22 protein-coding genes are annotated in these 17,521 nt (G+C 50.7%); 11 read left to right on the top strand and 11 right to left on the bottom strand.

Going from position 1 to position 17,521, the window contains the following annotated elements:
- From CWE06_RS09360 to fliR, 8 genes are all read left to right on the top strand, one after another.
- Positions 1–1,491, top strand: a complete 1,491-nt coding sequence (locus CWE06_RS09360; RefSeq protein ID WP_126793438.1) for a flagellar hook-length control protein FliK — start codon at positions 1–3, stop codon at positions 1,489–1,491.
- A 96-nt stretch (positions 1,492–1,587) separates the two neighbouring features.
- Complete coding sequence (locus CWE06_RS09355; protein ID WP_126793436.1) at positions 1,588–2,088, top strand: flagellar basal body-associated FliL family protein; 501 nt, start codon at positions 1,588–1,590, stop codon at positions 2,086–2,088.
- A gap of 17 nt (positions 2,089–2,105) precedes the next feature.
- Positions 2,106–3,188, top strand: a complete 1,083-nt coding sequence (gene fliM / locus CWE06_RS09350; protein ID WP_126793434.1) for a flagellar motor switch protein FliM — start codon at positions 2,106–2,108, stop codon at positions 3,186–3,188.
- Positions 3,181–3,582, top strand: a complete 402-nt coding sequence (gene fliN, locus CWE06_RS09345; RefSeq protein WP_126793432.1) for a flagellar motor switch protein FliN — start codon at positions 3,181–3,183, stop codon at positions 3,580–3,582. Before fliM ends, fliN begins: the two co-directional genes overlap by 8 nt.
- A gap of 22 nt (positions 3,583–3,604) precedes the next feature.
- The gene (gene fliO / locus CWE06_RS09340) at positions 3,605–4,018 is read left to right on the top strand and encodes a flagellar biosynthetic protein FliO (protein WP_126793430.1); all 414 of its coding nucleotides are present in this window, start codon (positions 3,605–3,607) and stop codon (positions 4,016–4,018) included.
- Positions 4,019–4,021: 3 nt separating this feature from the next.
- Entirely contained in the window at positions 4,022–4,768 is a 747-nt protein-coding gene (gene fliP, locus CWE06_RS09335) for a flagellar type III secretion system pore protein FliP (protein ID WP_126793428.1), read from the top strand.
- A gap of 15 nt (positions 4,769–4,783) precedes the next feature.
- Complete coding sequence (gene fliQ / locus CWE06_RS09330; RefSeq protein ID WP_126793426.1) at positions 4,784–5,053, top strand: flagellar biosynthesis protein FliQ; 270 nt, start codon at positions 4,784–4,786, stop codon at positions 5,051–5,053.
- Positions 5,054–5,090: 37 nt separating this feature from the next.
- Entirely contained in the window at positions 5,091–5,888 is a 798-nt protein-coding gene (gene fliR, locus CWE06_RS09325) for a flagellar biosynthetic protein FliR (protein ID WP_126793424.1), read from the top strand.
- 96 nt (positions 5,889–5,984) lie between these two features.
- Here fliR and flgL read toward each other — a convergent pair whose 3' ends face one another.
- The 11 genes from flgL to flgB all read right to left on the bottom strand — a co-directional run bounded on the left by flgL (position 5,985) and on the right by flgB (position 15,527).
- A complete protein-coding gene (gene flgL / locus CWE06_RS09320) occupies positions 5,985–7,196 on the bottom strand; it encodes a flagellar hook-associated protein FlgL (protein ID WP_126793422.1) in 1,212 nt (403 codons plus the stop codon).
- A gap of 16 nt (positions 7,197–7,212) precedes the next feature.
- Positions 7,213–8,814: a flagellar hook-associated protein FlgK gene (flgK, locus tag CWE06_RS09315; protein WP_126793420.1), complete on the bottom strand. Its 1,602-nt coding sequence runs from the start codon at positions 8,812–8,814 to the stop codon at positions 7,213–7,215.
- Positions 8,815–8,894: 80 nt separating this feature from the next.
- Complete coding sequence (locus CWE06_RS09310; protein WP_126793419.1) at positions 8,895–9,215, bottom strand: rod-binding protein; 321 nt, start codon at positions 9,213–9,215, stop codon at positions 8,895–8,897.
- A complete protein-coding gene (locus CWE06_RS09305; RefSeq protein WP_126793417.1) occupies positions 9,215–10,321 on the bottom strand; it encodes a flagellar basal body P-ring protein FlgI in 1,107 nt (368 codons plus the stop codon). Before CWE06_RS09305 ends, CWE06_RS09310 begins: the two co-directional genes overlap by 1 nt.
- Before the next feature lie 8 nt (positions 10,322–10,329).
- Complete coding sequence (locus tag CWE06_RS09300) at positions 10,330–11,007, bottom strand: flagellar basal body L-ring protein FlgH (RefSeq protein WP_198679076.1); 678 nt, start codon at positions 11,005–11,007, stop codon at positions 10,330–10,332.
- 73 nt (positions 11,008–11,080) lie between these two features.
- On the bottom strand, positions 11,081–11,863 hold the full coding sequence (gene flgG, locus CWE06_RS09295) for a flagellar basal-body rod protein FlgG (RefSeq protein WP_126793415.1): 783 nt from the start codon (positions 11,861–11,863) through the stop codon (positions 11,081–11,083).
- A gap of 27 nt (positions 11,864–11,890) precedes the next feature.
- Positions 11,891–12,631 carry a flagellar basal-body rod protein FlgF gene (gene flgF, locus CWE06_RS09290; protein ID WP_126793413.1) on the bottom strand — a complete coding sequence of 247 codons (741 nt, stop codon included), beginning with the start codon at positions 12,629–12,631 and terminating at the stop codon, positions 11,891–11,893.
- A gap of 75 nt (positions 12,632–12,706) precedes the next feature.
- Positions 12,707–13,939: a flagellar hook protein FlgE gene (flgE, locus tag CWE06_RS09285; protein WP_126793411.1), complete on the bottom strand. Its 1,233-nt coding sequence runs from the start codon at positions 13,937–13,939 to the stop codon at positions 12,707–12,709.
- Positions 13,940–14,009: 70 nt separating this feature from the next.
- A complete protein-coding gene (locus CWE06_RS09280; protein ID WP_241972532.1) occupies positions 14,010–14,681 on the bottom strand; it encodes a flagellar hook assembly protein FlgD in 672 nt (223 codons plus the stop codon).
- 4 nt (positions 14,682–14,685) lie between these two features.
- Positions 14,686–15,102, bottom strand: a complete 417-nt coding sequence (flgC, locus tag CWE06_RS09275) for a flagellar basal body rod protein FlgC (RefSeq protein ID WP_126793409.1) — start codon at positions 15,100–15,102, stop codon at positions 14,686–14,688.
- Between the two features lie 14 nt (positions 15,103–15,116).
- Entirely contained in the window at positions 15,117–15,527 is a 411-nt protein-coding gene (gene flgB, locus CWE06_RS09270; protein ID WP_126793408.1) for a flagellar basal body rod protein FlgB, read from the bottom strand.
- 247 nt (positions 15,528–15,774) lie between these two features.
- Here flgB and flgA point away from each other — a divergent pair, with 247 nt between their 5' ends.
- The 3 genes from flgA to CWE06_RS09255 all read left to right on the top strand — a co-directional run bounded on the left by flgA (position 15,775) and on the right by CWE06_RS09255 (position 17,518).
- On the top strand, positions 15,775–16,509 hold the full coding sequence (flgA, locus tag CWE06_RS09265) for a flagellar basal body P-ring formation chaperone FlgA (RefSeq protein WP_126793406.1): 735 nt from the start codon (positions 15,775–15,777) through the stop codon (positions 16,507–16,509).
- 154 nt (positions 16,510–16,663) lie between these two features.
- Positions 16,664–16,942, top strand: coding sequence for a flagellar biosynthesis anti-sigma factor FlgM (flgM, locus tag CWE06_RS09260; RefSeq protein ID WP_126793404.1), 279 nt, complete (start codon positions 16,664–16,666; stop codon positions 16,940–16,942).
- 108 nt (positions 16,943–17,050) lie between these two features.
- The gene (locus tag CWE06_RS09255; RefSeq protein WP_126793402.1) at positions 17,051–17,518 is read left to right on the top strand and encodes a flagella synthesis protein FlgN; all 468 of its coding nucleotides are present in this window, start codon (positions 17,051–17,053) and stop codon (positions 17,516–17,518) included.
- Positions 17,519–17,521: the final 3 nt, after the last annotated feature.

The raw sequence follows: 17,521 nt of genomic DNA, 5'->3' as shown, positions 1-17,521 counted from the left end.
ATGTTGGACATCATGCTCAAAGGTATGCCGTCAGGGGCGTCAGCCGGTTCGAAAAACGGGTCGCTTGCGAATGCAATGAATGGCCTGCAGCAAGGTCACGGCAAAGGGCAAAAGCTCGGTGGCGCTGCGCCAGCGGATCAAGTTCAACAGCTCCAATTTATCGACGTGCTGCGCAATCAACCTGGGCAGCCTGGGCAACCGGGACAACCAGAAGTACCAATCACATTACCGGGCGTACTTCCGGGCATTTTGCCGGGTGAAACGACAGGTAAGGTTCCCGGCGAAGCGCCCGTTATAGCTCAACCGGTCGACATAACGCCTGAACTGCCAATCGACGAGGTTATTGCTGAACCGCTGCCGGGCGATCCCGAATACGCATTGCCGTTGCCGCAACAACTGAACGACCCGAACCTATCAGGCCAATCAGTTCAAGCCCCAACGGCACAAGCAACGGCAACAACGAATGGCGCAGCTCTGTCAGCAAGTCATGCACAAGCAATTGCCACACCAGCGACAGCAGCAGCTACGCAAGGCGCCAATTTGGCACACGACAGTCAGGCCGGCGCACGCCTTACCTCTGAGGCTACTGCGGCAGGAAATGGAACCTCCGGCGTATTTGCTGGCGTTAGCGCAACTCAAACCGTTCAGGTTGCAAGTAATAGCCCGTTAATGGCGGCACTCGAACGAATTCAGCAAGCGCACGCACAAGTCGCACGAATCAACACCACCGCAAATGGCAGTCAAGCGCAAGCAAACGAAACGCCGTTAACCCAACTGGATAGTCGTGCGCAAATAAATACAGCAACCATGACCTCGGTGGCACCGCTCATCAGTGCGACAGCACAAGCGCAAGGTCAACCAAGCTCTCTCAATGCAACCAGCGCTACCAACGCGGCAGCGACCTCGGGTATGGTCATTGGTGCTAGCGAAGGATTAACTGGCGTTGCGACCGCGGAAGCAAATGCTGCACAACTGGCCGCACAAATGAATGCACAAGCCATGACGCAAACTGCTAGCAGCCAAGCAACGCCGCAAGGTGCACTAACGGCACCACTCGCTACCCCGGCATGGCAAGCGCAGCTTAGTCAGCAAGTAGGCGAACAAGTCAATCAATTGGTGAATATGCGTTTTCATGGCGATCAAGTCGTGCGCTTACGTCTGCACCCAGCCGAGTTAGGACCACTGATGATCACGATGAAAGTCGAGGATCAAGCTGCGCAGTTACAGTTTATGTCAAACCACAGCCAAGTTCGCCAAGCGGTTGAGCAAGCCCTGCCGCAGTTGCGTGAGTTACTCGCAGAACAAGGTATTGATTTGAATGAAAGTTCGGTCAGTGATCACGGTCAGCAAGAACAGCAAACCGCTAGTCGCGAAAATAACGCCACACAAGGTTCAGAAACTTCGCAACTAGCCGATAACTCAGCTGATATTCCAGTAGAAAATGAAGTTCAACTGCAAGTTGGTCCTGGGCGAGTTGACCTGTTTGCATAGTTGACGAGTGAAATAGCCGTCTCAAGCGCTTTTATTTAAGCTTTTGGTTGACGCGCTTTGACGCATAATGAAATGAATTAGAGCAAGGGTAATTGCATGGCTAAACCACAAGCACAGAAAAAAGAGAAAGGCGACAAACAGAATTCGATCGTGCTGGTACTTACCGCATTGGTCGTTTTACTTGTTGCTGCGGTCGGCGTTAATACATGGTTATTGCTCGACACCAGAAACACCACACTGGCAGCGTTACAAGGACACATCGGTCCAAGCCAACAAGCGCCAGCACCGGTATTGGTTAAGCTTGAACCACTGTCAGTGAACCTACGCAGCGACCAGTTTGGGCCACGAATTTTGTACACGGCGATTACCGTTGAAGTACAAGACGGCATTAGTCGCGAAACCATTATGGCCAACATGGCACAGGTTCGTAGCCGTTTATTGCTCTTATTGTCAGGTATGAACGCAGAATACATCAGTAACCAAGAAGGCAAACTCGAATTAGCCGAGTTGGTGAAGCAGCGTTTAAGCGAGCCGTATAGCAACGGCCAAGAGATTTTAATTCACAACGTACTGTTTACTGAGTTCATTGTTCAGTAACCAAGGGGCAAGTGACTATGTCGGGTGACAAACCGCTTTCACAGCACGATATTGACCAGCTTTTAGGTGCAATATCGAAGCCTAAAGCGCCTGCGCAAGACGTGAAAACGTCGACGCGCAGCGAGCGCTCTAGCGGTGTGAAACAAAAACAAGTGAACGAGCGGCCATTCGACCCAGGCTCGCAGCATCGTGTTGTGCGCGAGCGTTTGCATACCCTTGAAATTATTAACGAACGGTTCGCGCGCCAATTCCGCATGAACTTGTTTAACTTGTTACGCCGTAACGCTGACATCACAGTCGAGTCGGTGCGTTACCAGCGTTTCCAAGACTTTTCTGACAATATCCCAAGCCCGATTAACCTCAATATTGTCTCCATGAAGCCATTGCGTGGTACAGCGTTAATCGTGTTTCCGCACAACATGGTGTCGATGATCGTCGAAAACCTGTTTGGTGGCGATGGTCGTTTAATTTCACGTAACGAAATTCGTGAATTTACCGCAACTGAGCAGCGGATTATTAATCGTGTGCTAAATTTAGCCATGGATGCATACCAAGAAGCATGGCGAACCGTTTTTCAGATCAAAATGAGCTACATTCGCTCGGAAATGCAACCTAAGTTTGCCAGCATTACAACCTCACCAAGTGAGCTTGTTATTGCGACCACCTTCCATTTAGAGGTCGGACACTTAGAAGCAAATTTCCAGATTTGTATGCCCTATTCAATGATCGAGCCTTTGCGCGACCGTTTAACGAATTTACGCGCCGATGGTTCAAGCTCTTCAGACCAAGCTTGGCGCAAACGCTTTAGCCAAGAAATTCAAGAGTCCGAAGTCGAGCTGGTTTCTGAGTTTTTGCAAATTCCTGTGCGCTTACCACAGATTATGGGATTGAAAGTTGGTGATGTGCTGCCTGTTGAGTTACCCACCACAGTAACGGCGACAGTGAGCGGCATCCCGGTACTTGAATGCGAATATGGCGCTGTGAATGATCATCGTGCATTGCGCGTTGAAAAAGTGCTAGAAAATCATGTTATGCCTACCCAGAAGCGGGAAATAGGCTCGGTATTTAAAGCCCCTGCTGAGGATTTTGAAAATGAGTGATACGCCAAAGAATGACCAACCTGAGCAGTCAAACGACGCTTGGGAAGATGCAGCGCAAGAAGAAGGCCTGAGCGGAAAAGCCAGTGACCAAGTTTTCAAACCACTGCAAGACAATGCTCAGCGTGCAGCTGCCAATGAGCTCGATATCATCATGGATATTCCGGTACGGTTGAGCGTTGAGCTTGGCCGCACCCGCATTACCATTAAGCAATTGCTCGACTTAGCTCAGGGCTCGGTGGTGGAACTTGACGGCTTAGCCGGCGAACCCATGGATATCTTGATCAACGGTTATTTAATTGCACAAGGTGAAGTCGTGGTGCTCGATGACAAATACGGTATTCGAATTACTGAGATTGTCACCCCGGCTGAGCGCGTGCAAAAACTGAATCGTTAAGCCCACAGAGAAACCAACCGCTATGAGCGCCACCTCGACACTTACGCAAACAGCCGCCACGCCAGACATGGCGTCAGGCTTAGCTACGCTTGGGAAAGTGTCGTTCACACTGTTCGCAATCATTGTCTTTATCTTAATGTGCGCGTGGTTAGTGCGCCGCTTTGGCAGCGGTTATCTGCCGGTTGCTGGTTCAGACATTCGCATCGTCGCCAGCGCCAATGTGGGTCCAAAAGAGAAAGTGGTGATCGTCGACATGCTCGGTAAACGCGTAGCGCTTGGGGTGACCGCTCAGAACGTTACCGCACTCAGTGAAAGCGAAATCCCTGCTGATGCTGAAGAGCAAACAGTCGAAGGTGCGACCAACAGTCAGTCCCAAACACCTAGCTTTGCCCAGCTGTTGAAGAATTCACTTACCCGTCCAAAGTCTGGGAGTTAATCCATGCGTCGTATGTTGTGGACCATCCTTGGCTTGAGTATTTTTGCTTGGCTACCGGCCGACGCCTTTGCCCAAGCGCTACCAACTATTACCAGCCAAACCGCAGAAGACGGCAGCCAGCAATGGTCAGTGCCGCTGCAAACCTTATTGTTATTAAGCAGTATGGCATTTTTGCCAGCCATGCTGTTAATGATGACTAGTTTTACCCGCGTGATTATTGTATTTGGCTTATTACGTACCGCGATGGGTACGCAGTCTGCACCACCGAACCAAGTACTGCTCGGGCTCGCCTTGTTTTTGACCTTTTTTATTATGTCACCAGTACTCAGCCAAATTTATGAAGTCGCTTGGGTGCCGCTCACTGAAGACACCATTACGTTTGAGCAGTTTATGACTCTCGCCAGTGAGCCATTGCGAGAGTTTATGCTTGCACAAACGCGCCAAGACGATTTGGCCTTGTTCATTCGCTTAGCCGATATCGGGCCTGTCGCTGGCCCAGAAGAAGTGCCGATGCACGTTTTAATTCCCTCTTTTGTTACTAGTGAATTGAAGACTGCGTTTCAGATTGGTTTCACTATTTTCATTCCATTTCTGATTATCGACCTGGTCGTTGCGAGTGTCTTGATGTCGCTCGGTATGATGATGGTACCACCAGCAACGATTTCACTGCCGTTCAAACTCATGTTGTTTGTGTTAGTCGACGGTTGGCAACTGCTTGTGGGTTCCTTAGCCCAAAGCTTTTTTGTCTAGTGAGGAGGTAGAGCTATGTCACCAGAACAAGTCATGACCATCGCCTATCAAGGTATGCGCGTCACGCTTTATCTCGCCGGCCCACTGTTGTTAACTGCTCTCCTCATTGGTTTAACGGTGAGCTTGTTTCAGGCTGCCACGCAAATTAACGAAATGACCTTATCATTTATTCCCAAGATCTTAGGCGTGGTGATTGTTCTCGTTATTATCGGTCCGCTGCTGCTGCAATTGATTATGGACTTTACCCGTGAGCTGTTTACCAATATTCCGCTCATGGTTTCCTAGTCCGCCGCCATGCGCTTATCGGTAGGCTGGAACCCGTATGATTGAAGTCACGTTTACACAGCTGCAAGAATGGATAGCCGCATTTTTCTGGCCGCTGGTGCGTGTACTTGGCTTCATGGCGATTGCACCGATTCTAGGTCATTCACGGATACCGAATCAGCTTAAAATTGGCTTTGCTGCCCTGCTCGCCATTGTCATCAGCCCTATTCTTCCGCCCATGCCGGACATCCCACTATGGTCTTGGGCCGCGTTTGGCATCATCGTTGAGCAAATGCTCATTGGCGTTGCCATTGGCCTTGTCATGCAAATCACGTTAGCCGCTGTTATGGCTGCTGGTGAGTTTATCGGCTTACAAATGGGTCTCGCCTTTGCGACCTTCTTTTCGCCCGACAGCGGCACGAACAGCATGGTTTTATCACGCGTTTTGCACACCTTCGCGATGCTGATGTATTTGGCGCTCAACGTGCACTTAATGATGATCGAGGTGCTGGCTTTTTCGTTTCAGCATTTGCCCATTGGTACTGCCGGCTTAAACCTTTCAGCGTTTGACACACTAGCGCGTTTTGGCAGCATTGTTTTTATTAGCGGTATTTTATTAGCGCTACCTGTGTTTGGCGCTCTGCTAATTATCAACATTACCCTCGGCATTCTGAACCGCTCGGCACCGCAGCTAACAGTCTTCTCGATTGGTTTCCCTATGTCTCTGACCATGGGGTTATTCTTATTGATGATCCTCACCACCAACCTCGGCGGCTTCCTCCAAGGCTTGTTTGCCCAAGCGATTTCGTTTGTTGACGAGCTGATTCATGCCCTCGCACCAATACCTGTGACCTAAAAGCACCACATAGAAAAACACCCAGTCAACGTTGTGAACTGGGTGTGCTAAATAGCAAAGTCGCGAATTGCGAGGGGATAGAAATCGGCGCTCGAATTAGCGCAAATAATCAAACAAGTTCATGCCTTTAATGTCGACAAAGGTCTTTTGTGCGGCTTGTAGGCCGATCATGCGCATGCTGTAGTCAGACGCTGCTTTCACATAATCAAGGTCGACTAAGTCCGACAGTGTTTGCTCATAGGCAAGCAAGCGGTTGTTGCCAACTAAGTCCAAGGTGTCGAGCTCGTTCAAGCGTGAACCGACTGAAGCGCGGCGGGTCAAAATATTATCGAGCATGTGGTCGAGCTCGCGCATCGACTCACTTAAAACGTTGCGCTGCGCTGCGCGCTGTTCGTCGGTTTCGAGTGGCTGACGAAGCTGTTGAATCACGTCTTCCATGGTGCGGAACAGGTTCGGATCCATTTCTGCGGCACGACCTGCGGTAAAGCTATCACCCGCACTCGGTGTGCCTGATGTGGCAAAGCGCAAACCACCGAACTCGATAGCATCACCGGCATTAAACGCGCCGGTTGCCTGCTCACCTGCGGCAGTTGTGATCGAATAGGTCAAGCCACCTGCACCGTCATCAGCAAACGCGACGGTAAATTTCTCACCAAACTGTGGGTTGGTGGTATCCAATACGTTGGTTGAATTCACCACCAGCGTGCCTTGGTTAGCACTGTCGACTTTCACGTGGTAAGTGGTGCTGCCAGGCGCTGCTGCGAAAACGCGCTCAGCGGTGTCGCGAACGGTCATTTTGCGGTTGTCGTCGATGAACTGCTCGCGCGGCACAATATCCGCCACAAACTGGGCGCGGCCGTCAATTTTGACCACCGGCGCAGAGTCGTCTTTTTGGCCAGCAAACAAGAAGCGGCCAACACCATCGGTTACGTTCGCTTGGCCGATCATGGCTTCGTACAGCCCTTCCAGTTCCGCAGCAATCGACGCTTTATCCAACTCACTCATCGCACCGTTAGACGCCTGCACTAACAAGGTTTTCGAGCGCGTGATCATGTCGCCCAAGCCATTTAAAACACTTTCTTGCTGTGACAAGTTATTCCGTGCTGAAACACGAGCGTCGAGCATTTGCTGCGTCGTCGCTTTGGACTGCTGCACGTTCACTGCCCGCGAGGCAGCTTGTGGGTCATCAGAGATATTCACAACCCGACGACCGGTCGCTAACTGGTTACCGACTTTCATGAACGCAGACTGCTGCTGGCTCATCGACTTCATGTTTTGGTCAAAAATAATCTGTGTACTGACTCGCATGGGGTCACCTTATTCGTTAGCGTAGCTGCAGCAGCTCTTCCATAATCGTAATACCAGCCTGAATTACCCGTGCATTCGCTTGGTAGTATTGCTGATAACGCATTAAGTTCGCGGCTTCTTCGTCTAAATTCACACCAGACTCGGCTTGCTGGAGCATTCGTAATTGGTCCGCTAGGCCTTCTTGGGCAGCTAAATTGGCATTCAACACACTAATCCGTGTGCCGGTGTCACTGACAATGGCAGCATATGCTTGAGTAAACGTCGCCGAACCGCCCACAACCGCGCGGTTCTGTAAGGACTGCAATTCCATCGCATTGGTGTTGTCACCGCTATTTGGCGAGGTTGCAGCTGCTAATTTCGCAGCGTCCGTAATATTCAAGCCAAAACCAGAAGCAATATCTTGCACCGGATAGACACGGAATCGATCACCATTCTCCGGCGTGCCATCGAAGCTCATGTTCAGGCCACCGAAACTAATGCTGTTGTCAGGATTAACCGTCACCGCAACCGCTTGGCCATTATCGCGACGAATCGCGGTGAACTCGCCATTGCTGAAGTTGACGTCATAAGCAGACGAGTTGAGCTGTTGGACGTTTTCAAAGGAAACTGTAGCGACTACTCCGCTTTCATTGCGGCTATGTGAGTTAACTCGCGGTTGACCAATGGTAAATAAGTCTTCACCCGCTTGACCATTCAAGTCAAAGCCGGCGTTATGTACTTCGTTGTAAGCTTGCGTCATCGACACAGCCATTTGGCCTAGTTGACCTTGCAGCTTGTCCAACGATTCTGTGCGGAATTGCATTAAGCCACCAAGCGTACCCTGTGTGAAAACACCTTCTTCCAACGGGATATTTGCGCCGGTGCGGCTAATATAGCCAAGGGTAAGACGATTTGGGTCGGCGGAATCACGCATTGGCTGCAACGTTGTCGCCGTTTCACCTGCAACTAACGACAAGCCATTCCCAAAGGAAATATTGTATTGGCCATTACCTTGGGCATTGACGCGAATGTCCATGATCTTGCTGAGCTCAGCTACCGCGTGGTCGCGCTGATTCAACAGCATGTTTGGTTCTTGTCCTGCCGCCGCACGCATTGCGGTAATGTCACCGTTCAGTGATGCAATTTGCTTAGCTAGCTCATTCGCTTTGGTGACTTCACTGGCGATTTGACCATTGATATCGCCTTGCATGTCGTTCAAATAGTTATTAAATGCGCGAAACTGTGCGGTTAAACTATTCGCCGTTCCGAGCACACCTTCACGCGCCGCCGCGTCTGCAGGGTTGGACGACAAGTCACTTACCGCCGAGTAGAAGCGTTGCAGCATTGGACCGATTCCGGCGTCGGCATCGGACAGCAGGTTATCAATTTGGCTAATCTGTGCTTGGTAGGCTTTCAGGCCATTGAGATTGCTCTCGGCGCTGTTGAGTCGTGAGGCGATAAACTGATTAAACTGACGTTCAATCGACATCAATTTCACACCGCCCGTGCTGTTTTCGCCAAACTGCACGATTTCACGGTTGTAACCAGGGGTGTATACATTGGCAATGTTATTACTGGTCGCATACAAGCCCGCTTGTGCTGCTTGCAGCCCGCCAACACCAATATTAAATACACTCATACAAATAAAGCCTCACAACAAATTCATCTGTTTAGAATTATCGGCAGCGGCACAACAAACTTGAGCCCTAACTACCACTTTTACTTTTGCGGCTGTTTGAGCTGTTGCACCAACTGTTCCGCGAGGCCAATGCCTTTGGTTGCCATGTGACGAGCTAGTTGTTCGTCATGCATCGACATGAGCGTATCGCGTTCGTGACTATCAAATAACTCCGACGGTCCACTCGCTTCACGCATGGTTTTGAGCATCATGTGCAAGAACAAGGCTTCAAATTCTTCCGCCGCTTGTCCTAAGCCAGCGTTCGGGTCGTGGCGGTTCACGGTTTTAATGCTTTCCAGCTGGGTCACATCCATGGCTAAACGTTGACCGAGCAACTGGTTATTCACCGAAATATCTGCCATTAGATAATCTCCAAACTTGCCCGCAATGAACCGGACGCTTTCAAGGCTTCAAGAATTGCCATTAAATCTGCTGGTGTCGCACCCAATGCGTTCAAGGCATTGACGACTTCCATCAAGTCCGCACCTTCAACGATATTTAAAGTGCCGTCGTCTTGTTGAATATCAATCTCAGCTTGTTCGGTAATCACCGTGCGGCCACGGCTCAAAGCGCCAGGCTGGCTCGCTTGTTGGCGCGATTGAATCGCAATCGACAAATTACCATGGGCAATCGCCGCTTGGCGCAAGCGAACCTGACCGTTCAACACAATAGAGCCGGTTCGCGAATTTAAGACAACCCGCGCTGGGCCTTCCGGTGTATCAATTTCAATTTGTTCGATTCGAGCCATAAAGCTCACGCGCTCATTGGCATCGTTTGGACCAAATAAACGAATGGTGCGACCGTCGACCGCTGAGGCAACAAATAGTCCGAACTCTTCGTTAATGCGTTGCACAACGCGTTCAACCGTCGAAAAATCGTTGGTTTTTAACTGTAATTCGAGCTCACCTTGATTGCCGCCCATGACCAGTGGAACTTCACGTTCAACAATTGCACCACCGGCGATGCGACCAGCCGATTGGTGGTTAATCACTTGCGAGCTACCTGCAGCTTCAGCACTGGCGCCACTGATCAGTAAGTTACCTTGAGCCAAGGCATAAATTTCCCCGTCGGCTCCGCGCAAAGGCGTCATCAGTAACGTGCCGCCACGCAAACTACGTGCGTTACCTACTGACGACACAGTGATATCAAGACGTTGACCTGCACGCGAAAACGGCGGTAAGTCAGCGGTAACCATTACTGCTGCGACATTACGCAACTGCATATTTGTTCCAGGTGGAACCGTGACACCAAGCTGCGACAACATGTTGCTCAAACTTTGACCGGTAAACGGCGCTTGGGTGGTTTGGTCACCCGTACCATCAAGGCCGACAACTAAGCCATAGCCGACTAGCACGTTGTCACGCACACCAGCAAAGTCAGCAAGGTCACGAATCTTTTCAGCTTGGGCACTAAAGGTAAGAGTTGCCAATACCAACGCTGCAATCACTTTGATTAGAATGTGTTTCATAGAAACTCCTACAGCGGGCTCGCCCAATTAAAGAACCGTTGCATCCAACCCATGCGTTGGGCGTCATGCACATAGCCGTCACCGATGTATTCAATACGGGCGTCAGCGACTTGCGTCGACAACACCGTGTTTTGTGCGGTAATCGCACGTGGGTTTACCACGCCAGAAAACCGGATGTACTCGGCACCCTGGTTAATCGCAATGTGTTTTTCGCCACGCACGCGCAGGTTACCATTGGGTAGAATCTCTAAGACCGAAACGGTAATCGTCCCTTGGAAACGGTTATTCGCACTTGCTGCGCCTTGACCAAGGAAGCTGTTGTCGGTGCCGACGTTAAAGCCAAGCTCTGCCAAACGGTCGAGAACATCGGGCAAATTCGCTAAATCTGCAGACATCGAGCTGCTTCGGCTCGCGGATGTTTGCGAACTTTTCGAAGCACTCACCTGTTCTTCCAGCAAAATGGTAATAATGTCACCCGTCATGCGTGGCCGGCGGTCTTCAAACAAAGGTGCGTAACCACGTTGGGGCTGGAATATCGAGCCATTAGCAACCATTTCGACCCGCTCCGGATACATCATCGGCTCAGGCTCAGACACCACACGTGGTTTTGGCGGTGAGGAGCATGCCGCCAGAAAAGCAACAGCAACAAGGCACAAGCCCGCCTGCATAAGCTTTGAATTGTTCATGTTCTTGCCCTCACTCACCTTAAATGTTTTCACGTCGTTACAGTAGTCTTTGCAACTGGCATTACAATTGTCATTACAATTGAGTTAAACGCGCCAGCATTTCGTCGCTGGTACGAATACCACGGCTGTTAATTTCGTATGCGCGTTGGGTTTGAATCATATTGACCATCTCTTCCACAACGTTCACGTTCGAGTTTTCAACAAAACCTTGCATTAAACGACCAACACCGTTGTTTCCCGGAATCTGTTCTTCTGGTACCCCAGATGACGCGGTTTCGCGATAGAGGTTGCCGCCAATACTTTCAAGTCCGGCTGGGTTAATAAAGTGCGCCAACGTAATTTGACCCACTTGTTGGTCTTGGTTGTTTCCTGGGGTTGTCACCGACACAATACCGTCTTCGCCAATTGTCACGCTCATGGCGTTCGCAGGTAGGAAAATGCCCGGTTCAATCGGATAACCGTTCGCGGTAACAAGTTGACCGTTTTGGTCGAGCTGGAAGCTACCGTCGCGAGTGTAGGCAAGGTTGCCGTCAGGCATTAAAACTTGGAAAAAGCCTTTGCCGTTAATCGCGATATCACGTGAGTTTTCCGTGTTAATCAAGTTGCCTTGCGTGTGCAAGCGTTCAGTGGCCACCGCCCGAACACCCGTACCCAGCTGCAAGCCTGAAGGCAGGCGATCTTGGGCATTATTCATCGCACCTGGCTGCCGTAAATTCTGATACAACAGATCTTCAAAAACCGCGCGCGAACGTTTAAAGCCGGTGGTATTCACGTTGGCAAGGTTGTTGGTAATCACATCCATTTGGAACTGTTGTGCTTCTAAGCCGGTTTTACCGGTCCATAGTGACTTAATCATCTGCTTTTCTCCGCAATGTCGTGCTGCTTACGACATCGACAATAAACTGTTGGCACGTTGAGCATTTTCGTCGGCAGTCGTAACCACCTTCATCTGCATATCGAACATCCGTTGATTACTAATCATGGCCACCATAGCTTCAACAGAGCTGACATTACTGCCCTCTAATGCCCCACTCACCACGCGTACCGTCTCGCTAGCGGCGAACGGCGCACCGGTGACGCTCCGAAATAGACCGTCTTCGCCACGAGTCAACTGACCGGGGGCTGCTTGAACGAGCTTCAAGCGGTCAATTTCCGCCACTTCATTCGCGTTCTGGCCTTGGCCACGAGCAGTAATCGTCCCGTCGTCACCAATCGTTAATTCAGCGCCAAGCGGTACGATAATCGGACCACCGTCACCCATTACTGGGCGACCGTTACTATTTAAGACGCCATTTTCGTCGATGCTCAGATCACCACGGCGGGTATAAGTTTCGCTGCCGTCAGGCGCTTGCACAGCAAGCCAGCCTTCACCACGAATAGCAATGTCCAGTGGCCGTCCGGTTTGGTTAACCGGCCCAGCCGTGCTGTCAAAGCTCGGTGTGGTTGCCACCGAGGTTGCTCGCGTCGCTAACGTGCCTTGGCCGTCAATGTAGACGGTACGCGTCGCATCAAGCTGTTGACGAAAGCCACTGGTGTTCACATTCGCAAGATTGTGGGTAATGCTGCTCTGTTTATCGAGCGTATTACGAGCCCCGTTCATTGCGGTGTAAATCATTGCATCCATGGTTTGCTCCTGCAGTATTCAGAGCTTCGGCACTCGGTATCACACCGGGTGCCTAGGCTGTTTTATTACTTATAATTAGCGTAAGTTCACCGTGGTCTGCAGGACTTCGTCCTGAGTACGGATACTTTGCGCATTCGCCTGATAGTTACGCTGAGCGATAATCAAGTCGACCAGCTCTTGGTTGAGGTCAACGTTCGACGCTTCAACAACACCTGACGCGATCTGACCAAACTGAGCTTCCCCTGGTACACCAACAATAGGCGCACCTGAATTGCCGGTTTCAACCCAAACGTTGTTACCAATCGCTCGTAAACCTTCGTTATTGCGGAAGGTCGCCAGCGCTAACGTACCAAGCACTTGTTGTTGGTCATTGTTATAGGTACCGACGATTTGGCCTTGTTCGTTGACACTCAAACGTAACAGCGAGCCCGAGGTGTAACCGTCTTGCGCCAAAGCCGCAACTTCAAAGTTATTCGCAAACTGGGTGGTTCCAGTCAGATTCAGCGCGAAATTCACTGGGTCAGCACCATTTTGCGGGTCGAAATTGTAAGCAATGCCAACGCCGTTATCAGGCACCACAATGGTCCCGTCCGCTGCGAATTCCACTGGCTGTGTTGCCACGTCGTACTGCACAGGAATCGCATTTGGGTCTAACGGCTGGTCTTGGTCGGTTAAGAAGCCAACTGACCACTCGTTATCATCATGCTTGAAGAAGAACATACGCACGTCATGACGCGTACCTAATGAGTCATAAACCGACACGTTGCTGACATATGAGTAGCTATTTGGATCGTCAGGGCTAAAGGTTTGGTTGCCAGCGCCGGTTGCAGCAATTGCTTCTGCTCGTGAATCAAGGTTAAACGACGCATCAACGTTGTTTGTGCGCTGAGCACTAATACCGTCAGCTGGGATACGAATCGCTTCAGGTGCTGTACCTTGGGCGGTGCCACGGTTATAACCGGTTAAGCGCGCGCCTTGGGCGTTTTCAATAAAACCGTCTTTGGTCAAACTGAACTGACCATTGCGCGAAAACACGGTTTGGTCGTTCTGAATAAGACGGAAGAAACCGTTACCGTTAATCGCTAAGTCGAGGTTGCGGTTGGTAGTTTCTTGGTTACCGGCATTGAAGTTTTGTACCAAACCACCCACTCGAACACCTAAACCCACGCGGCTGTCCGAGTAAACATCAGCAAACCGAATACCGGTTGACTTAAAACCGACTGTACGGGCGTTGGCTATGTTGTTACTGACCACGTTCAGGCTTTCTGCGGAAACTCGTAAACCGCTTAATGCTTGTGAAAAACTCATAATGAGCTCCTTTAATTGTTTTGATCACGATCCGTCAGGCAACCGCTTGGGGTACTCAGACGGTTGCCCGTCAGACGACCTGACGTATATCTTGCAGACGAACTGGTTCAAAAATTCCACCCAAATCAAGACGGAGACCGTCTGGGTGGCCCTTGCTGACCGCCATGACTTCGGCATAATTCAGCGATTCATAATTAATTGCACGGCCATCATTGGTCGCTGTTACGGCAAACCGGTATGCCCCTGCAGGTGCACGCGTACCATCTGAGAGCTTGCCGTCCCAACCTATTGTTTGCAGACCTGAACCCGTCGCTCCGGCGTTGAATTCACGCACCACATTGCCGTTCAGATCGAGAATGCGCACTTTGACCTCACTCGCAGGCTCAGCTAAATCAAACGCGATTGGTGTTGGGTTACCCTCGTCACCCATCAGCAGTTTGTCACCCGGTACGAGTACCGCTTTACCGATGAGTGAGGACGCTTGCATAAAGCGATCGGACTCGATTTGACGGTTAATCACGTCCATCGTGTCGTTGAGTTTTTCGATCCCGCTGACGGTATTAATTTGCGCCAACTGCGAGGTCATTTCGGCGTTTTCCATTGGGTTCAATGGATCTTGATTGCGCAGTTGTGTCGTCAACAAGGTCATGAAGTTCTTGTGCAAATCATCAGCTTCAGAGCTACGGCGTGTTTGCTGGCCGTTGACGTTCTGTAAAACCGACGTATCAATTTGGTTCAACATGGTCTTATTCTCCAATCGTCAGTGTGCGGCTAAGCAACTGTTTGGTGGTGTTCATGACTTCAACGTTGGCCTGATAAGAGCGCGATGCCGAAATCATATTGACCATTTCCGCAACTGGGTCGACGTTAGGCATGGCGACGTAGCCGTCTTCATTGGCCAACGGATGCCCTGGGCGATACTCCATCCGCAATGGCGATTGGTCTTCCACCACTTCCCTTACCTGCACACCGGCAACACCGTTACGCGAGTTTTGCGCGTCTTGTAGGCGGCTTTCAAAAATGACCTGTTTGGCGCGATAGGGCTGACCGTCAGGGCCGGCGACGCTGTCCGCGTTCGCAAGGTTACTGGCCGACACATTCATGCGCTGCGACTGGGCAGTCAATGCTGAGGCCGAAATATCAAAAATCGAGAACATACTCATGGCTTTTGCTCCGGTTATTCTGACTGCATTGCAGTTCGCAGGCCTTTAATACGACCATCAATAAATTGCAGGCTTGCTTGATAACGCACCGAGTTGTCGAGAAAACGACTGCGCTCCATATCCATGTCGACCGTATTGCCGTCCATTCGCGCTTGATGCGGGTTACGGTACTGCAAGTTGTCGACGGTAAACTGTGGTTTACCACCTTGGATATGACCTTTTTGCGTCGTCGCAAGGCCGGTACCCGTCGTATTGCGGCCTTGCTGCACTGCCCGCTCCAACTCACTACGAAAGTCGAAGTCGCGCGCTTTAAAGTTTGGCGTGTCGGCGTTAGCAATGTTATTGGCCAACACCTGCTGGCGTTCGTGCCGCAAATTCAAAGCTTCCTGATGGAAGTGCAAAGTGCCTGTTAACTTATCGATCATCTCGATGCCTCTCAGTTGTTGTTCGTCCCATCGCTTGCTTGGTTATTTTTTAACCAACTCTTGCAAGGGGGATTTCGCACCGTGAAGATTAACTGCACGCGAGTAAAGTCAATGGCTCAAAAAAGCCACTTTTTTCACCTTATTTCTCGCCTTTGCCACCACCACAACACCGTATAATGCTCGCCATATTCACGCTGCCGACACACCGCAGCACAGCATTAGGGACCGTGACCGGAATTCTAAGCGCATGATTAATAAAGCATTTGGCGTAACAGCTTGGCTGCTTTCGGTGCTCCTTGTGGGCTTGCCGAGTTTGCTTGTGCCTGTTGCTCACGCCAATGACACCCACGCGCAATTAGAACTCGCAGTGCAAGAATTCTTATTGCAAGAACTTGCCACTGCCGAACGCACGACGACTTTGGTGCCTCCTTATTCACAAGCCACGGTTAGCATGACGTTGCCGCCTGCAGGCCTGCCCTGTGATAATCCGCAGCTTTCATTGCCGAACCGCCAGCAACGTTTCCTTGGCCGGGTTTCTGTGGCCGCAACCTGTGCGGAGAACCCGCAGCTCGTGCGTTATTTGCAAGCGACTATTGAATTGATTGGTGAGGTTGTCGTTGCTCGCCAAGACATCGCCACCGGCCAGTTAATTACAGCAGAATTGCTCACCACTGAGCAGATGGATTTATCCCGAGCCTCACAACAAAGCGTCTATGCGGTGAGCGAGCTTATTGGTCAGGTCAGTCGGCGTCAGATTCGCAGTGGCCAGCCCGTGCAAAGTCACATGGTGCACCAACCACCGGTCATTCAGCGTGGGCAGATTGTCGTAATTCGAGCAGAGGGTAACGGTTTTTCTGTTTCCCGCGAAGGCGAAGCGCTTGAAAATGGCGCCATTGGAGAAGCGATTCGAATTCGTGTGGGACAGCGTGAAATCATTCATGCGCGAGTGACGGGACCAGGACAAGCGCGCGTGCAATTGTAAGGAAAGCGTAAAAGCTGCTTTTTTCACCACTTGACCGTATAATTGCTGTCATGTTTCGCTAAAGTTTCGCTGATTCGTGCCGATAAATTCGGTATGCAGCACATGCGAAGCGCATGTAGAACGATAGATAGCACGAATAGCTAAGGGGTCTACCTTGAAAATTAATGGTACACAGCCGTTACCTCCGAGTTCACAAACGGAACCGAATAAAGGCAGCAAAGTTCAGAAGTCAGCAGGCTCTGAACCTGTTTCCTCACCGGCGGCGGTGACGCATTTTAGTCAAACCACACAAGACACGAGCCAAGACATTGATATGACCCGAGTGGCGGAGTTGCGCGAAGCAATTCGTGACGGTAAGCTCGATATTAACGTAGACAAAATTGCCGACGGCTTAATTGCTAGCGTGCAAGATCTACTGAAATCACAAAGCTAATCAAGGTCGCAAATCATTGCGGCCTTTACCTCGCTCACTCGGTATCCAAATTCACTGTTCGGCTCTTTCGGTTATTGTCACTAGGGTCTTAGCGATAAGGAAAATAGAGTGAGCACAGCATTATCTCAACGCCTAAATCAATTCCTCAGCAGCCAACACGCGCGTTTGCAGCAACTCACCGACTTGCTTAATCAAGAGCAGGAACTGCTTGGTGTTGGTTCTATCGACGGCAAAGCGCTAGAAACTATTGCGAAAGCCAAAGCTGAACATTTTGCGGCTCTGCAAGAAAACGAACAGCAACGGCGCACTCTGCAAACTGGCCAAGGCCTCGGCGAAAGTCGCGAAGGTGCTGCAAAGCTTGCACAAATTGCTGGCTGCAGCGACGTCTGGCAGCAAGTTCTGGAACTCGCACGTGAGGTGAGCCGGCAAAATCAACTCAACGGCGAATTAATCCAACATCGCTTGCAACATAACCAACAAATGCTCAATATTATTCGTGAGGCAGCCGGCACGCCGCTTTACGGTGCTGACGGCAAATCCACATCTGGAGGCTCGCGAATTAATTCAAAGGCCTGAGGA

This window comes from Aliidiomarina haloalkalitolerans (assembly GCF_003987315.1).
GTDB lineage: Bacteria > Pseudomonadota > Gammaproteobacteria > Enterobacterales > Alteromonadaceae > Aliidiomarina > Aliidiomarina haloalkalitolerans.
The sequence above is the reverse complement of the archived record's forward strand: the minus strand, read 5'-3'. Positions and strand labels throughout refer to the sequence as shown.

Excerpts from the sequence above, each read along its gene's own strand:
- flgC (WP_126793409.1), bottom strand. The coding sequence starts at position 15,102 with ATGAGTATGTTCTCGATTTTTGATATTTCGGCCTCAGCATTGACTGCC.
- fliO (WP_126793430.1), top strand. The coding sequence starts at position 3,605 with ATGAGCGCCACCTCGACACTTACGCAAACAGCCGCCACGCCAGACATG.
- fliM (WP_126793434.1), top strand. The coding sequence starts at position 2,106 with ATGTCGGGTGACAAACCGCTTTCACAGCACGATATTGACCAGCTTTTA.
- CWE06_RS09280 (WP_241972532.1), bottom strand. The coding sequence starts at position 14,681 with ATGTTGAACCAAATTGATACGTCGGTTTTACAGAACGTCAACGGCCAG.
- CWE06_RS09360 (WP_126793438.1), top strand. The coding sequence starts at position 1 with ATGTTGGACATCATGCTCAAAGGTATGCCGTCAGGGGCGTCAGCCGGT.
- CWE06_RS09300 (WP_198679076.1), bottom strand. The coding sequence starts at position 11,007 with ATGAACAATTCAAAGCTTATGCAGGCGGGCTTGTGCCTTGTTGCTGTT.
- fliP (WP_126793428.1), top strand. The coding sequence starts at position 4,022 with ATGCGTCGTATGTTGTGGACCATCCTTGGCTTGAGTATTTTTGCTTGG.
- flgE (WP_126793411.1), bottom strand. The coding sequence starts at position 13,939 with ATGAGTTTTTCACAAGCATTAAGCGGTTTACGAGTTTCCGCAGAAAGC.
- flgK (WP_126793420.1), bottom strand. The coding sequence starts at position 8,814 with ATGAGTGTATTTAATATTGGTGTTGGCGGGCTGCAAGCAGCACAAGCG.
- CWE06_RS09305 (WP_126793417.1), bottom strand. The coding sequence starts at position 10,321 with ATGAAACACATTCTAATCAAAGTGATTGCAGCGTTGGTATTGGCAACT.
- fliQ (WP_126793426.1), top strand. The coding sequence starts at position 4,784 with ATGTCACCAGAACAAGTCATGACCATCGCCTATCAAGGTATGCGCGTC.
- flgA (WP_126793406.1), top strand. The coding sequence starts at position 15,775 with ATGATTAATAAAGCATTTGGCGTAACAGCTTGGCTGCTTTCGGTGCTC.
- fliR (WP_126793424.1), top strand. The coding sequence starts at position 5,091 with ATGATTGAAGTCACGTTTACACAGCTGCAAGAATGGATAGCCGCATTT.
- fliN (WP_126793432.1), top strand. The coding sequence starts at position 3,181 with ATGAGTGATACGCCAAAGAATGACCAACCTGAGCAGTCAAACGACGCT.
- flgB (WP_126793408.1), bottom strand. The coding sequence starts at position 15,527 with ATGATCGATAAGTTAACAGGCACTTTGCACTTCCATCAGGAAGCTTTG.
- CWE06_RS09355 (WP_126793436.1), top strand. The coding sequence starts at position 1,588 with ATGGCTAAACCACAAGCACAGAAAAAAGAGAAAGGCGACAAACAGAAT.
- flgF (WP_126793413.1), bottom strand. The coding sequence starts at position 12,631 with ATGGATGCAATGATTTACACCGCAATGAACGGGGCTCGTAATACGCTC.
- CWE06_RS09310 (WP_126793419.1), bottom strand. The coding sequence starts at position 9,215 with ATGGCAGATATTTCGGTGAATAACCAGTTGCTCGGTCAACGTTTAGCC.
- flgL (WP_126793422.1), bottom strand. The coding sequence starts at position 7,196 with ATGCGAGTCAGTACACAGATTATTTTTGACCAAAACATGAAGTCGATG.
- flgG (WP_126793415.1), bottom strand. The coding sequence starts at position 11,863 with ATGATTAAGTCACTATGGACCGGTAAAACCGGCTTAGAAGCACAACAG.